Below are 16458 nucleotides of genomic sequence, written 5' to 3'. Positions count from 1 at the left end.
CCTGCGGGCCAAGCGCGGCGAGAGCGCGACCTTCGCTGCTTTCCTCGGCCGCGCCCACACCGCGGGGGTGGACGTGGACTGGAACGCCTTCTACGCCAACACCGGTGCCCAGCAGGTGGATCTGCCCACCTACGCCTTCCAGCGCGAGACCTACTGGCTGATGCCGTCGGCGCAGGGTGATGTCGCGGCGGCGGGTCTCGACCAGGTCGACCACCCCGTCCTGGCCGCGGCCGTGCAGCTGGGCGACCGCGACGAGTGGCTGTTCACCGGCCGCTTCTCCGCCGAGTCGCAGCCGTGGGTGCGCGACCACGTGGTGCTGGGCGCGGTGATCGTGCCCGGTACGGCATGGGTGGAGCTGGCGTCGGTCGCCGGTCGCCGGGTGGGTGCGCCGGTGGTGGACGAACTGGTGATGGAGTCACCCCTGCTGCTGGAGGAGGATTCCGCGGTCCAACTGCGGGTCTCGGTCGGCCCGGCCGGTGAGGACGGCCGCCGCGAAGTGGCGATCTTCGCCCGCCCCGAGGCCGGAGACGGCGAGCAGGGTGACCTGATCTGCCACGCCCGAGGATGGCTGGCCGCGGAGGACACCACACCGGTGTCGTCGTGGCGCCCGGAAGCGTGGCCGCCCGCCGGTGGTGTGGAGATGACCGCGGACGCGCTGTACGCGGGCATGTCCGAGCTCGGGTTCGACTACGGACCGCTGTTCCAGGGCGTGCGTGCGGCGTGGCAGGCCGACGGCGTCTGCTACGCCGATGTCGCCCTGCCCGGCGACACCGGCGGCGAGGGCTTCGGTATCCACCCGGCGCTCTTCGACGCCTCCCTGCACGCGGGTCTGCTCCAGGACGACGGCCCGCGCGACACGGCCTTCCTGCCCTTCTCCTGGTCCGGGGTGCGCACCGGGCACCGCGGTCTGTCCCGGGTGCGTGTCCGCATGCGCCGGGTGGACGAGACGGCCTTCGGCCTCGATGTCGTCGGCGAGCACGGCGAACCGGTGCTGAGCCTGGCGCGGCTGGATATGCGTCCGGTCGACCCGGCCCAGCTGGAGCGGCTGCGGCACGGCGGCCGGCAGTCGGTCTACCGGCTCGACTGGGCCCCGGTCGCGATCGGGGCGGGGCAGCCCGTCCGAGCGGCCGTGCTCGGCGAACTGGCCGCCACGGGCGAACGGTTCCCGGACCTGGCCGCGCTGGAGACGGCCCTCGCCGACGGCAGCCCGGCGCCGCAGCTGGTGCTGGCCGCCGTCGACACCCCGGACGCAGACGTGCCCGGGGCAGCCAGGACCGCAGCCGCCGAGACGCTGAGCCTGGTACAGCGGTGGCTGGCCAGCGAGTGGCTGGGGGACACCCGGCTGGCCGTGATGACCCGGCGTGCGGTCTCCGTCGCCGGTGAGACGCCGGACATCGCCCAGGCGGCGGTCTGGGGTCTGCTGCGCAGCGCCCAGTCCGAGCACCCGGACCGGTTCGTCCTGGTCGACCTGGACGGCGACGAGCCGGACTGGGGCGCGTTGCTCGACGGGGACGAGCCGCAGCTCGCCGTGCGCGGGGAGCAGGTGTTCGCGCCGCGTCTGAGCGCGGCCACCGCTCCCGCCGACGACGCATGGCGGCTGTCCGTCACCCGCGAGGGCTCCCTCGAGGACGTGGAGATCGTGTCCTGCGACGCCCGCCGTCCGCTCGCCGCCGACGAGGTGCGGATCGGGGTCCGCGCGGCGGGGGTGAACTTCCGCGATGTGCTGATCGCCCTCGGTGTGTACCCCGACGATGTGCCCCTGGGCGCCGAGGCGGCCGGTGTGGTGCTGGAGGCCGGCTCGGACGTCACCGATGTCGCGCCCGGCGACCGGGTCTTCGGCATCGTGATGGAGTCCTTCGGCCCGGTGGCCGTCGCCCCCCGGGCCCTGGTGGCCCCGATGCCGGACGAGTGGTCCTTCACCCAGGCGGCGTCCGTGCCGGTGGCCTACGCGACCGCCTACTACGGCCTGGTGGATCTGGCCGGACTGCGCGCGGGGGAGCGGGTGCTGGTGCACGCCGCCGCCGGTGGCGTGGGCACGGCGGCCGTACAGATCGCCCGGCACCTCGGCGCGGAGGTCTTCGCCACGGCCAGTCCGGCCAAGCAGGACATCGTGCGGGCCGCCGGTGTCGCGGCCGACCACATCGCCACCTCGCGGGACACCGGATTCCGGGACGTGCTCCTGGACGTCACCCAGGGCGCCGGGGTGGATGTGGTGCTGAACTCCCTGGCGGGCGAGTTCGTCGACGCCTCCCTGGACCTGCTGCCGCGCGGCGGCCGGTTCGTGGAGATGGGCAAGGCCGACATCCGCGACGCGGAGGCGATCGCGGTGGAGCGCGCCGATGTCGCCTACCGGGCGTTCGACCTGTGGGAGGCGGGGCCACGGCGGCTGGGCGAGCTGCTGTCCGAGATCGTGGCCCTGTTCCGGCAGGGGGCGCTCGCGTTCACGCCGATCCGCACCTGGGACGTGCGGCAGGGCCGTGAGGCGCTGCGCCACCTGCGCGAGGGCCGCAACGTCGGCAAGGTGGTGCTGACCGTTCCGGCGCCCCTGGGGCCGGAGGGCACCGTGGTGGTCACCGGTGGTACGGGTGGTCTGGGCGCGCTGTTCGCCCGCCATCTCGCCGCCGCCCACGGTGTGCGCGACCTGCTGCTGCTCAGCCGCCGTGGCCCGGAGGCCGAGGGAGCCGCCGCGTTGGTGGCGGAGCTGGCGGCTCAGGGGTGCCGTGCCCGGGTCGTGGCATGTGATGTGTCCGACCGGGAACAACTGGCCGCCGCGCTCGGCTCGGTCGAGCGTCCGGTCAGCGCGGTGGTGCACGCGGCCGGTGTCCTCGACGACGGAGTGGTCGAGTCACTGTCGCCGGAGCACATCGAGCGGGTGATGCGGCCGAAGGTGGACGCGGCGTGGCATCTGCACGAGCTGACCGCCGGCGCGGACCTGTCGGCGTTTGTGCTGTTCTCGTCGGTGGCGTCGTTGATGGGCAGCCCCGGCCAGGCCAACTACGCGGCGGCGAACGCGACCCTGGACGCGCTGGCCGCGTCCCGCCGGGCCGCGGGCCTCCCCGCCACCTCCCTGGCGTGGGGTCTGTGGTCGGAAGCCGCGGGGATGGCCGCCGGGCTGGACGAGGCCGAACTGGCCCGTCTGGAGACGATGGGCATGAGCGCGCTCACCGCCGAGACCGGTCTCGCGCTGTTCGACCAGTCGCTGGATGTGGACGCGGCCGTGGTGGCCCCGGTTCGGCTGGAGACGGCCGCGCTGCGCGCCCAGGCCCGCGCCGGGATGCTGCCGCCGCTGTTGCGGGGGCTGGTCCGGACCCCGGCGCGGGTGGTCGAGGCGGGCGCGGGTGCGCTGGTCCAGCGGCTGGCCGGGGTGCCGGAGGCGGACCGGGAGCGGATCGTGCTCGACCTGGTCCAGACGCAGGTGGCGTCGGTACTCGGACACGCCTCGGCCGCGTCCGTCGACCCCGAACGGGCCTTCAAGGAGCTCGGCTTCGACTCCCTGAGCGCGGTGGAACTGCGTAACCGGCTCACCCAGGCCACCGGTGTGCGGCTGCCCGCCACCGTGGTGTTCGACCACCCCAGCCCGGCGGCCATCGCCCGCCATCTGCTGCCGGAGATCGTTCCGGACGCCGCCGCCACACCGCGGTCCGAGGAGGACGAGATCCGCGCGCTGCTCGTGTCGATCCCCATCGACCGGCTGCGCCGGGCCGGACTGCTCGGCACCCTGCGCGAACTGGCCGACAGCGACCCGCCGGAGGCGGTCGGCGAGGACGGGGACACCGCGTCGTTCGAGGACATGGACGCGGAGGCCCTGATCCGGATGGCTCAGGAGGACCTCGCATGACCCCGGCCGGGAACGCCGTCGCCGCAATGAGCTTGGAGTTGAAGGAATAGACATGGCCACCGATCAGAACCAGCTCGTCGAGGCGCTCCGGAAATCCCTCAAGGAGACCGACCGGCTCCGTCAGCTCAACAAGCGACTGCTCGCAAACGCCAGTGAACCACTCGCCATCGTCGGTATGAGCTGCCGCTACCCCGGTGGCGTCAGCTCCCCCGACGAGCTGTGGGAGCTCGTGGCATCGGGGCGCGACGCCGTCAGCGGGCTGCCCACCGACCGCGGCTGGGACCCGGAGCGGATCTACGACCCGACCCTGCGCCGGCCCGGCGCCGTGTCCACCAGCGGCGGTGGCTTTCTCGACGAGATCGCCGAGTTCGACTCAGAGTTCTTCGGGATCAGCCCGCGCGAGGCCCTGGCCATGGACCCGCAGCAGCGACTGCTGCTGGAGGCGTCATGGGAGGCGTTCGAGCACGCGGGCATCGATCCGACCTCGCTGCGCGGCAGCGACACCGGAGTCTTCTGCGGCGTCGGCACCAGCGACTACTGCACAGCGCCCGCGGGCAGCCTGCCCCAGATCGAGGGCATGCAGCTGACCGGTGGCGCGGCGAGCGTGTCCTCCGGCCGTATTTCCTATGTGTTCGGCCTGGAGGGCCCCGCGGTGTCCGTCGACACCGCGTGCTCCTCCTCCGCGGTCGCCCTGCACATGGCCACGCAGGCGCTGCGCGCCGGTGAGTGCTCCATGGCCCTCGTCGGTGGTGTGACCGTCATGTCCGGCCCCTTCCTGCTGGCGGAGTTCAGCCGTCAGCAGGCGGTGTCACCGGACGGCCGGTGCCGTGCGTACGCGGCGTCCGCCGATGGGACGGGGTTCTCCGACGGGCTCGGCCTGGTGGTGCTGGAGCGGCTGTCCGACGCCCGGCGCAACGGGCGGGCGATCCTCGGTCTGATCCGGGGCACGGCGGTCAACCAGGACGGTGCGAGCAATGGTCTGACGGCGCCGAACGGTCCGTCGCAGGAGCGGGTGATCCGTCAGGCGTTGTCCAACGCCGGGCTGTCGCCGTCCGAGGTGGACGCGGTCGAGGGCCATGGCACCGGCACCGTGCTGGGGGACCCGATCGAGGCCCATGCGCTGCTGGCCACCTACGGCCGCGAGCGGGACGGGGATCCGCTGTGGCTGGGGTCCATCAAGTCGAACATCGGCCACACCTCCATGGCCGCGGGCGTGGCCGGTGTCATCAAGATGGTGATGGCGATGCGGCACCGGGTGCTGCCGCGGACCCTGCACGTGGACGCGCCGTCCCCGCACATCGACTGGGAGGCGGGTGCGGTCGCGCTGCTGGCCGAGGCGCGGGAGTGGACCGCGGGGGAGAAGCCCCGTCGTGCCGCGGTGTCCTCGTTCGGCGTCAGCGGCACCAACGCGCACATCATCCTGGAGGAGGCACCGGCCGAGGACCCCGCCGGGACCGCCGCCGAGCCGCGGCCGATGACCGCCGTCCCCGTGACGGTGTCCGGCCGGACCGCGGCCGCGATGCGCGCCCAGGCCGACCGGCTCCGCGCGCACGCGCTGGCGCGCCCGGACCTGTCCCTGGCCGACCTCGGCCTCTCCGCGGCCACCACCCGGGCCCAGCTGGAGCACCGCGGTGTGGTGGCCGCCGCCGACCGCGACCAGCTGCTGTCCGGGCTGGCCGCCCTGTCTCTCGGCGAGCCGTCGCCCGTGGTCGTCGAGGGCCGTGCCACACCGGGCGCCAAGCCGGTGTTCGTGTTCCCCGGACAGGGTGCGCAATGGGTGGGCATGGCGGTCGAACTGCTCAACTCCTCCCCGGTGTTCGCAGCCGAGATCGCCGCCTGTGGCGAGGCGCTCGCCGAGTTCGTGGACTGGCGCCTCGAGGACGTCCTGCGTGGTGCGCCGGATGCGCCGTCCCTGGAGCGGGTCGACGTGGTGCAGCCCGCCCTGTTCGCGATGATGGTGAGTCTGGCGGCGCTGTGGCGCTCCTGCGGTGTGGAGCCCTCCGCGGTGGTCGGCCACTCCCAGGGCGAGATCGCCGCGGCGTATGTGGCCGGTGGTCTGTCGCTGCGGGACGCGGCCCGGATCGTGGCGGTGCGCAGCCAGTTGGTGCGCGACCGCCTCGCCGGGCTCGGCGGCATGATGTCGGTCGCGCTGCCGGTGGAGCGGGTCGAGGAGCTGATCGCCCCGTACCAGGGCCGGATCTCGGTGGCGGCGGTGAACGGCCCGGCGGTGGTCATCGTCGCCGGTGAGCCGCAGGCGCTGGACGAGGTGCTGGCCGCGTGCGAACGGGACGACGTCCGGGCGCGCCGGGTCAAGGTGGACTACGCGTCGCACTCGGCTCAGGTGGAGGCCATCGAGGCCGAACTACGCGAAGCCCTCGCCCCCGTGGCGCCCATGAGCGGGCGCGTCCCGTTCCACTCCACCGTCACCGGCGGCCTCCTCGACACCACCACGATGGACGCCGCGTACTGGTACACCAACCTGCGCGGCCAGGTCGGGTTCGAGCCCGCCATCCGCGCGCTCCTCGACAACGGTGCCGGGTGCTTCCTGGAGATGTCCCCCCACCCCGTGCTCGCCATGGCCGTGGAGCAGACCATCGCCGCCCACGGCCCGGCCCACCGGATCGGAGTGGTCGGCTCCCTGCGCCGCGACGAAGGCGGCCTGGCCCGCTTCCTGCTCTCGCTGGGCGAGGCGCACACCGCCGGGGTGAAGGTCGACTGGGCCGCCTGCTTCGCCGACTCCGGCGCCCGGCAGGTCCCGCTGCCCACCTACGCCTTCCAGCACAAGCGCTACTGGCTGGACGCCACCGGCCTCGCCGACGCTTCCGCGGTCGGCCTCGGCCGTGTTGAACACCCCGTCCTGGCGGCCGCCGTGCGGGTGGGCGACCGCGACGAGTGGGTCTTCACCGGCCGTGTCTCCCACCAGGGGCAGCCGTGGATCCGCGACCACGCTCTGTTCGGCACGGTCACCCTCCCCGGCGCCGCGCTGATGGAACTGGTCCTGTCCGCGGGCCGCCACGTGGGCTGCGACCTGATCGAGGAGCTCAGCCTCGACGCTCCGCTCGTCCTGGCCGCCGACATCGATGCAACGGTGCAGGTCACGCTCGGCCCGGCCGACGCCGACGGCCGCCGTGAAGTGGCGGTCTACGCACGGCCGGACACCGGCGACGAGCAGTCCACCGAGGCCGTCTGCCACGCCCGCGGCCGGATCGCCCCCGATGCCGAACCACGCTCCGCCCGGCTGGGCGAGTGGCCGCCCGCCGCGGCCGAGCCGATGTCGGTGGACGCCCTGTACGCCGCCCTGGCCGAACTCGGCCTCGACTGCGGTCCGGTGCTCCAGTGCGCGCAGTCGGCGTGGACGCTCGACGGCGAGGTGTACGCCGAACTCGCCCTGCCCGACGGCACCGAGCCCGGCGGATTCGCCATCCACCCGGCCCTGCTGGAGTCCGCGCTGCACACGGCCCCCCGGCCCGCCGCCGACAAGGCACCGTCGGTGGTGTCCTGGTCGGGCGTGCGACTGGCGGGCGCCCCGGTTTCCCGGGCGCGGGCGCGGATCGTACCCGTGGGCGAGGGCACCCTGCGTCTCGATCTCTTCGACGCCGAGGGCGCGCTCGTGGCACATATCGACCGGATCGTCGTACGGGCCGCCGACCCCGCCCGGTTCGGGGAGCTGCGCCGTGGTCAGAACGCGCTGTTCCGCCTGGACTGGATTCCCGTGACGGCCGGTGCGGCCAAGCCGGTGCGGATGGCCGCGCTGGGCGAGGTGGCCGGAGTGGCCGATGCCCACCCCGATCTCACCGCGCTCGAGCGCGCCGTGGCGGAGGGCGCGCCCGTCCCGCGGGCGGTTCTGGCCGCCATCGACGCCCCCGCCGGGGAGACGCCCGCGTCGGTGCGAGACGCTGCCGCGCGGTCCGTTTCCCTCGTACGGCAGTGGCTGGCCGCCGAGTCGCTGGGCGACGCCACACTGGCCGTGGTCACCCGCGGTGCCGTGGCGGTCGCGGACGAGGTTCCCGACGCCGCGCAGGCCGCGGTGTGGGGCGTCTTCCGCACCGCGCAGTCCGAACACCCGGGGCGCTTCCTGCTGGTGGACACGGACGCCGACGGAGAGCCGGACTGGGGGCCGCTGCTCGGCCTCGGCGAGCCGCAGTTGGCCGTGCGCGCCGGCAAGGCGCTGGCTCCCCGGCTCGCTGCCCGGGTCCCCGGCGGATCGGCGGAGCGGCCGGAGCCCCTGAACCCCGACGGCACCGTGCTGATCACCGGTGGCTTCGCAGCTCCGTTCGCCGAGCACCTCGTCACCCACCACGGCGCCCGCCACGTGGTGGTGGCCGCCCCCGGCGGCCAGGCCGACAAGCTCACCGCCGAGTTGGTGTTCCTCGGTGCGCGGGTGCGCGTCGTGCCCTGCGACATCACCGACCGGGACCACCTGGCCGCGCTGCTGGGCTCCCTGGAGCATCCGCTGACCGCCGTCGTGCATACCGCGGTGGTGCCCGGCGGGGGCCTGCTCGAGACCCTCTCCGACGAGCGGCTGGAGACGGCGCTGCGGGCCACCGTGGACACCGCCTGGCATCTGCACGAACTGACCGCGGACGCGGACCTCTCCGCCTTCGTGGTGTTCTCCTCCTTCGAGAGCCTGGTCGGCATCCCGGGCCAGGCGGCCACCTCCGCGGCGGACGCCGCCCTGGCGGCGCTCGCGAGCGCCCGCCGCGCGGCCGGGCTCCCCGGCACCGCGCTCGCCTGGGGCTTCTGGGCCGACGGCCGCGGCATCGACGCAACCGGCGTGGCCGACCCCGCGCTCGTCGCCCAGGCCGGAATCCTCCCGCTGCCCACCGAGCTCGGACTCGAGCTCTTCGACCGCGGTCTCACCGCGGACACACCGCTGCTGGCCCCGGTCGAGCTGGATCCGGCGGTTCTGCGCGAGCAGGCCCGCGCCGGTCTGCTGCCCGCCGTGCTGCGCGGACTCGTCCGGGTGCCCGCCCGGCGTGCCACGTCCGGCGGCACCCTGGCGCGGCGTCTGGCCGAGGTGCCGGAGGCCGAGCGCGAGGGCGTGGTGCTCGAACTGGTCCGGACACAGGTCGCGTCCGTGCTCGGCCACGACTCCGCCGACGAGGTCGACGGCGAACGCGCCTTCAAGGAGCTCGGCTTCGACTCCGTCAGCGCGGTCGAACTGCGCAACCGGCTCTCGCAGAGCACCGGGGTGGCGCTGCCGGCCACCGTCGTCTTCGACCACCCCACCCCGCAGGCCGTCGCCCGGCTGCTGCTCCAGCAGGTCGACGGCCCGGCCGACACCGACCTCCCGGCCACGCCGAAGCGGCGCGGGGCGGTGGACGAGCCGCTGGCGATCGTCGGCATCGGCTGCCGCTACCCCGGCGGTGTCACCTCGGCCGAGGACCTGTGGCAGCTCGTGGCCGACGGCCGCGACGTGATCGGCCCGCTGCCCGGCGACCGCGGCTGGGACCTGGAGCGGCTCTACAGCCCGGACCGCGAGCAGGTCGGCACGACCTACTCGTCCGGCGGCGGATTTGTCGCGGGCATGGGTGACTTCGACGCCGAGTTCTTCGGCATCAGCCCGCGCGAGGCCATAGCCATGGACCCGCAGCAGCGGCTGCTGCTCGAGACCTCCTGGGAGACCCTGGAGCACGCCGGGATCGACCCGACATCCCTGCGCGGCACCGACACCGGCGTCTTCGTCGGCATCACCGGCTCCGACTACAGCATGCTGGTGCCCACCGAGTACGAGGGCTACCGCGTCACCGGCACCATGTCGAGCGTCGCGTCCGGCCGTATCGCCTACACCCTGGGCCTGGAAGGCCCCGCGGTGTCGGTGGAGACCGCCTGCTCCTCCTCCGGGGTCGCGCTGCACATGGCGGCGCAGGCGCTGCGCGGCGGCGAGTGCTCGCTCGCGCTGGCGGGCGGCGTCACGTTCATGACGACGCCGATCACCATGACCGAGTTCAGCCGCCAGGGCGCCAACTCCCCGGACGGCCGGTGCCGTGCGTACGCGGCGTCCGCCGACGGGACGGGGTTCTCCGACGGGCTCGGCCTGGTGGTGCTGGAGCGGCTGTCCGACGCCCGGCGCAACGGGCGGGCGATCCTCGGTCTGATCCGCGGCACCGCGATCAACCAGGACGGTGCGAGCAATGGTCTGACGGCGCCGAACGGTCCGTCGCAGGAGCGGGTGATCCGTCAGGCGCTGGCGAACGCCGGGCTGGCGCCGTCCGAGGTGGACGCGGTCGAGGGCCATGGCACCGGCACCGTGCTGGGGGACCCGATCGAGGCCCATGCGCTGCTGGCCACCTACGGCCAGGAGCGCGACGGGGATCCGCTGTGGCTGGGGTCCATCAAGTCGAACATCGGCCACACCTCCGGGGCGTCCGGAGTCGCCGGGCTGATCAAGATGGTGATGGCGATGCGGCACGGGGTACTGCCGCAGAGCCTGCACGTGGACGCGCCGTCCCCGCACATCGACTGGGAGGCGGGTGCGGTCGAGCTGCTGACCGAGGCCCGGGAGTGGACCAGCCCGGGCCGTCCCCGCCGGGCTGGCGTGTCCTCCTTCGGTGTCAGCGGCACCAACGCGCACATCATCGTGGAGGAAGCGCCCGCCGAGCCCCCGGCGGCGGCAGTGGAGACCGCTGCCCCCGCCACGCCGGTGCTGCTCTCCGCGCGCACCGAGGCGGCCGTACGCGCCCAGGCCGAGCGGCTGCGGAGGCATCTGCTGGAGCACCCCGGGCTCTCGCTGTCCGACCTCGGCCACTCCCAGCTGACCTCGCGGGCGTCGCTGGAGCACCACGCGGTGCTGGTGGCCGCCGACCGCGAGGCACTGGTCCATGAGCTCGCCGCGTTCGCCGTGGGCGAGGTGACCGAGCAGACCGCCTTCGGCCGCCCCGCCACCACCGCCAAGCCGGTGTTCGTGTTCCCCGGACAGGGCGCGCAGTGGGAGGGCATGGCAGTCGAACTGCTGGACTCCTCCCCAGTGTTCGCCGCCGAGATCGCCGCGTGCGGTGCGGCGCTGGCGGAGTTCGTGGACTGGCGCCTGGAGGACGTGCTGCGTGGCGCCCCGGACGCCCCCTCCCTGAAGCGCGTCGATGTGGTCCAGCCCGCGCTGTTCGCGGTGATGGTCGGCCTGGCGGCGCTGTGGCGTTCCTACGGTGTCGAACCGTCGGCCGTGGTCGGCCACTCGCAGGGCGAGATCGCCGCCGCGTACGTGGCCGGTGGTCTGTCGCTGCGGGACGCGGCCCGGATCATCGCGGTCCGCAGCCGGATCGCCCACGAACAGCTCATGGACACCGGCTGCCTGGCATCGCTCGCCCTGCCGGTCGAGCGGGTCGAGCAGCTGATCGCGCCCTACGGGGACCGGGTGACCGTGGCGGCCGTGAACGGTCCGGCGGCAGTGATCGTCGCCGGTGACCTGGACTCGATCGCCGCCCTGCTCGAGCAGTGCGACCGCGAGGACATCCGGGCCAAGCGGGTCCCGGCCACCTTCGCCTCGCACTCGCCGCATGTGGAGGTGGCCCGCGCCGAGATGCTGGAGGCACTCGCCCCGGTCGAACCGCGCGGCGGCGGCGTCCCGCTGTACTCCACCTCACTCGGCGCGTTCGTCGACACCGCCACCATGGACGCCGCGTACTGGTACGGCAATCTGCGCAACCCGGTCGGCTTCGAGCCCGCCATCCGCGCGCTCATCGAGAACGGCGCCGGGTGCTTGCTGGAGATGTCCCCGCACCCGGTGCTGGGTGTGGCGATGGAGGAGACCGTCGCCGCCACCGGCAAGGCCCGGGTCGGCGTGGTCGGCTCGCTGCGCCGCCACCACGGGGGAATGAAGCGGTTCCTGCTCTCCCTCGCCGAGGCGCATATCGCCGGGGTGAAGGTGAACTGGGCCGTCTGCTTCGACGGTTCCGGCGCCCAGCGGGTGCCACTGCCCACGTACGCCTTCCAGCGCAAGCGGTACTGGCCGAGCACAAGCCCGGCCACCGTGGGGGACCCGGCCGTCTCCGGTCTCGACCGCGTCGAGCACCCGGTCCTGACGGTGGGTATGCAGCTTGCCGACCGGGACGAGTGGGTGCTCACCGGCCGGCTGTCCCACGAGTCCCAGCCCTGGCTGCGCGACCACGCCGCCTTCGGGCTCCCGGTCGCGCCCAGCACCACGCTGGTCGAGCTGGCGTTGGCCGCGGGCCGCCGGGTCGGGGCGCCGCTGCTCGACGAGATGGTGTTCGAGGCACCGCTGCTGCTGCCCGACGGCGCGGCGTTGCAGATCCAGGCGATCGTGGGTGCTCCCGGAGCCGACGGCCGCCGCCCGGTGGCGGTCCACTCGCGCCAGGACGGTGACCAGCGCGCCGAGTCCACCCGCCACTGCACGGGCTGGCTGACGCCGGACACCGAACCGGCCGTGGGCCGGGCGGGCCAGTGGCCGCCCGCCGGGGCCGAACCCGTGTCGGTGGACGGGCTCTACACCGCGCTGGCCGGCCTCGGCCTCGACTGCGGCCCGGCGCTGCACGGGGTGCGGGCGGTGTGGCGCTCCGGCGGCGAGGTGTATGCCGAGCTTGCGCTGCCCGAGGGCATCGGCACGGCGGACTTCGGCATCCACCCGGCCCTGTTCGAATCCGCCCTGCACACCGGCCAGTTGGGCTTCGCGGAGCAGGACACGCCGAAGCTGCCGGTCTCCTGGTCCGGGGTGCGGCTGGCGGCGACCGGCGCCACCGGCGGCCGCGCGCACCTCACCTCCGACGGTGACACCCTGCGGCTCGAGGTGTTCGGCGAGGATGGCGCGCTGGTGCTCGGCGTGGACCGGATCGCCTTCCACGAGGTCGATCCGGCCCATCTGGAGGAGCTGCGCCGCGGCCAGAGTTCGCTGTACCGCGTGGACTGGGCTCCGGTCGAGCTGGGCGCCGCCACCCCGGTGCGGCTGGCCGCGCTGGGTGCGGTGGCCGGGGGAGTGGCGGACCGGTACGCCGATCTGGCCGACCTGGAACGGGCCGTGGACGGTGGCGCGGCAGTACCGCAGGCCGTGCTCACGGTGATCGACACGCCCGCCGGGGACGGTCCGGCGGCGGTGCGGGGCGCGGCCGAGGCGGCCACGGCCCTGGTGCGGCGCTGGGTGGACCACGGGCCGTCCGCCGAGGCGGTGTTGGCCGTGGCGACACACCGCGCGGTCGCGGTCCGGGACACGGAGGTCCCCGACCCGGCGCAGGCGGCGGTGTGGGGCGTACTGCGGGCCGCGCAGTCCGCACACCCGGGCCGGTTCCTCGTGGTGGACACGGACGGGGACGCCGCGCCCGAGTGGGGCGCTGTGCTCGGCGCCGACGAGCCGCAACTCGCCCTGCGCGCAGGGCGGTTCCTGGCACCGCGGCTGGCGCTGGTACCGGTCGGGTCCGCCGACCGGGCGCTGCCGGTGGACTCCGACGGCACTGTGCTGATCACTGGTGGGGCGACCCCTCCGGGCGCGTCGCTGGCCAGGCATCTGGCCGCCCACCACGGGGTGCGGGACCTGCTGCTGCTCGGCGAGCCCGGCGCCGCCGCGGACGGGCTGGTCGCGGAGCTGGCGGAACTCGGTGCGCGAGCGCGTGTCGAGGCGTCCGTCCCCGATCGGCTGGCCGAGGTGATCGGGTCCCTGGAGCGGCCGCTCACCGCGGTCGTCCACACCGGGGGCGAGCCCGAGGGACTGGAGCTGGCCTGGCGGCTGCACACGCTGACCGAACGGGCCGACCTCGCCGCCTTCGTGGTGTTCTCCTCGTTCTCCTCGTTTGCCTCGTTCTCCTCCCTCGGCGGCGGCGCGGCCCAGGACCCGGCGGCCGACGCGGCCACCGAAGCACTGGTCCGCGCACGCCGCGCGGCCGGACGCGCGGGCACCGCGCTGGCGTGGGGGCCGTGGGAGGGCGAGGGCGCGTCCCCCGGGACCGCCGAACTGCCCGTCGGGCGCGGACTGGAGCTGTTCGACCAGGCCCTCGCCGCCGACGCCGCGCTGCTGGCGCCGGTGCAGCTGGATCTGGGCGCGCTGCGGGCGACGGCGCGCGAGCGCACCCTTCCGGCGCTGCTGCGCGGTCTGGTCCGGCTGCCCGCCCAGCGTGAGGCGGGCGGCGGGTCGCTGGCCCAGCGACTGACGGGTGTCTCCGAGGCGGATCGTGAGCGGGTCGTGCTGGAACTGGTCACGGCGCATGTCGCGGCCGTGCTCGGCCACGGCGCCGACGACCGGATCGACGTCGAGCGCAGGTTCAAGGAACTGGGCATGGACTCGATGAGCGCGGTGGGCCTGCGCAACCGGCTCTCGCAGGCCACCGGTCTGCGGCTGCCCGTCTCGTTCGTCTTCGAGCACCCCACCCCGGCGGAGATCGCCAGGCAGCTGCTCAAGCAGGTCGGCTCGGGGGCGCCGGACACCGGGGCGGCCGAGCCCGCGGGGGAGACGATCAGCCTGCGGCTCCGGGAGGCCGCCGGGAACGGGACGCTGCCGGAGGCGCTGCGACAGCTGCTGGACGCCGCGGACGGCAGGCCGGTCTTCTCCTCTTCCGCCGAACTGCCCGACAGCGACGGGCGGTTGGCGCAGCTGGCCTCCGGGCCGGGCCGCGTGAAGATCGTCTGTGTACCGTCCTATGTCTACGTGGTCGGCTCCGGCCAGGAGCAGTTCATGCGTCTGGCCGACCGCTTCGAGGGGGTGCGGGACGTCCACGTCTGCTCCCTGCCGGGCTTCGGGACCGAACTCTCCCCGAAGTCCCGGGAGGCCGCCGTGGAGGTCCTGGAGGGCGCGATCCGCGCGGCCGTCGGCGATGCCCCGTTCATCCTGGTCGGCTATTCGATGGGCGGTGTGGTGGCGCGCTCGCTGGCCGAGCGTCTGGAGTCCTCCGGCGCCGCGCTCACCGGAGTCGCCATGATCGACACATTGGCGCTCGACGGCGACGAGGTCGAGACGGGCCGGGCGTTCGCCGCTCTGCTGGCTCAGATCCTCACCCAGGAGCGGCGCGCGGTCTCCATCGACGACGCGAGCTGGCTGTCCATGGGCGCCTATCTGCGTCTGTTCACCGGTCTCCGGCCGGAGTCGGTGTCCGCCAGGACCCTGATGGTCCGGGCGGCCGAACCACTCGGCGCCGCAGCGGTGCCGGACGGCCCGCGGTGGGAGGCCACCGACGACCATGTCGAGGTCGCCGCCGACCACTTCGCCCTGATCGAGACCGCCGCCGCGGACACCGCGGACGCGATCGAAAGGTGGATCGAGGAATGAGCAGCGACCGAGTACGCCGGGGGATGTCCATCGCGGTCGTCCTGGTCGGGGTGTTCATCTCCGCGGTGGACATGCTGATCGTGAACATCGCCTTCCCGAGCATGCAGGAGTCCTTCTCCTCGGCGAGTCTGACCGATCTGTCGTGGGTGATGAGCGCCTACGCGATTACCTTCGCCGCCCTGCTGCTGCCCAGCGGCCGCTGGGCCGACCGGTCCGGGCGCAAGCGGGTCTTCCTGCTGGGCCTGGGGCTGTTCACCGCGGTGTCGGCCGCGTGCGCGGCGGCGCCGAACCTGGAGGTGCTCGTGATCGCACGGGCCCTCCAGGGCGTCGGCGCCGCGCTGATGGCGCCCAGTTCGCTGGGCCTGCTGCTCGGGCTGTTCCCGCCCGCGCGGCGCGGTATCGCCATCGGACTGTGGACCGCGGTCGGCGGTGTCGGCTCCGCCGCCGCGCTGCCGCTCGGCGGTCTGCTGGCGGAGATCGACTGGCGGTGGGTCTTTGTGGTCAACCTGCCCCTCGGCGCGGCCGCGTTGCTGATCGGCGGATGGACGCTGCGCAGATCCGCCACCGAGGGCGGTCCGGTCCCGGATCTGCTCGGTATCGCGGTGCTCGCGGCCTCCGTCGCCGCCATCGTCGCCACCATCTCCCAGGGGCAGGTGTGGGGGTGGGGCAGCGCCCAGGTCATCGGTCTGTCGGTGGCCGGCGCGATCGGCCTCGTCTGCACCGTGCGCCGTGGTCTGCGCCATCCCGCGCCGGTCATCGAACCCGCCATCCTCCGGATCAAGCCCGTGGCCCTGGGCAATGTCGCCACCGGTTGCTTCTTCGTCGGCGTCGGCGCGATGGCCATGTCCACGATCCTGTTCCTCACCCAGGTCTGGCGGCATTCGACCCTGCGCGGCGCCCTGGAGATCGCGCCGGGCCCGGTGTCGGCCACCGTGTTCGCCGTGCCCAGCGGCATCCTGGCGGTCCGCTACGGGGCACACCTGGTCGGTCTGGTCGGCGGTGTCTTCTTCGCCGCGGGCGGTCTGTGGTGGACGTTCGCGCTGGACGCCACCCCGGACTTCACCGGCCACTTCCTGCCCGGCGCGATTATCGGCGGGATCGGCTTCGGCCTCATTCTGCCGCCCCTGGCCGCGGCGGCGACGCTGTCCCTGCCACCGGAGCGCGTGGCCACCGGCACCGGGATGTCCTCCATGTCCCGTCAGATCGGCATGGCCATCGGTGTCGCCGTGATCGCGTCGGTGCTCGACGGTGTGCCGGACCTCGACGACTTCCGCACCGCGTTCCTGATCATGGCCGGCGCCGGCCTCGTCAGCGGGCTCGCCCTGTTCGCGATCGGCCCGGTGAGACCGTCCGCCCCGCCCGGTACGGGCGGAGACAACCAGTCAGAGCACGTGACCCAAGCGGCAACGAGATAAGG

The 16458-nt window shown here is 74.0% G+C and carries 3 protein-coding genes; all 3 read left to right on the top strand.

The window, feature by feature from the left end; translation table 11 throughout:
* On the top strand, positions 1-3838 hold a 3838-nt coding region (locus tag JK363_RS36220), incomplete at its 5' end, for an SDR family NAD(P)-dependent oxidoreductase (RefSeq protein ID WP_201882048.1).
* 52 nt (positions 3839-3890) lie between these two features.
* A complete protein-coding gene (locus tag JK363_RS36215; RefSeq protein WP_201882043.1) occupies positions 3891-15041 on the top strand; it encodes a type I polyketide synthase in 11151 nt (3716 codons plus the stop codon).
* A complete protein-coding gene (locus tag JK363_RS36210; protein ID WP_201882028.1) occupies positions 15038-16456 on the top strand; it encodes an MFS transporter in 1419 nt (472 codons plus the stop codon). The genes JK363_RS36215 and JK363_RS36210 overlap by 4 nt, the downstream gene beginning before the upstream one ends.
* Positions 16457-16458: the final 2 nt, after the last annotated feature.

Origin of the sequence: Streptomyces coffeae (assembly GCF_016741875.1) — a bacterium.
Taxonomy (GTDB): domain Bacteria; phylum Actinomycetota; class Actinomycetes; order Streptomycetales; family Streptomycetaceae; genus Streptomyces; species Streptomyces coffeae.
Note: the sequence above shows the minus strand (reverse complement) of the source record. Positions and strands in the feature narration are given on the sequence as shown.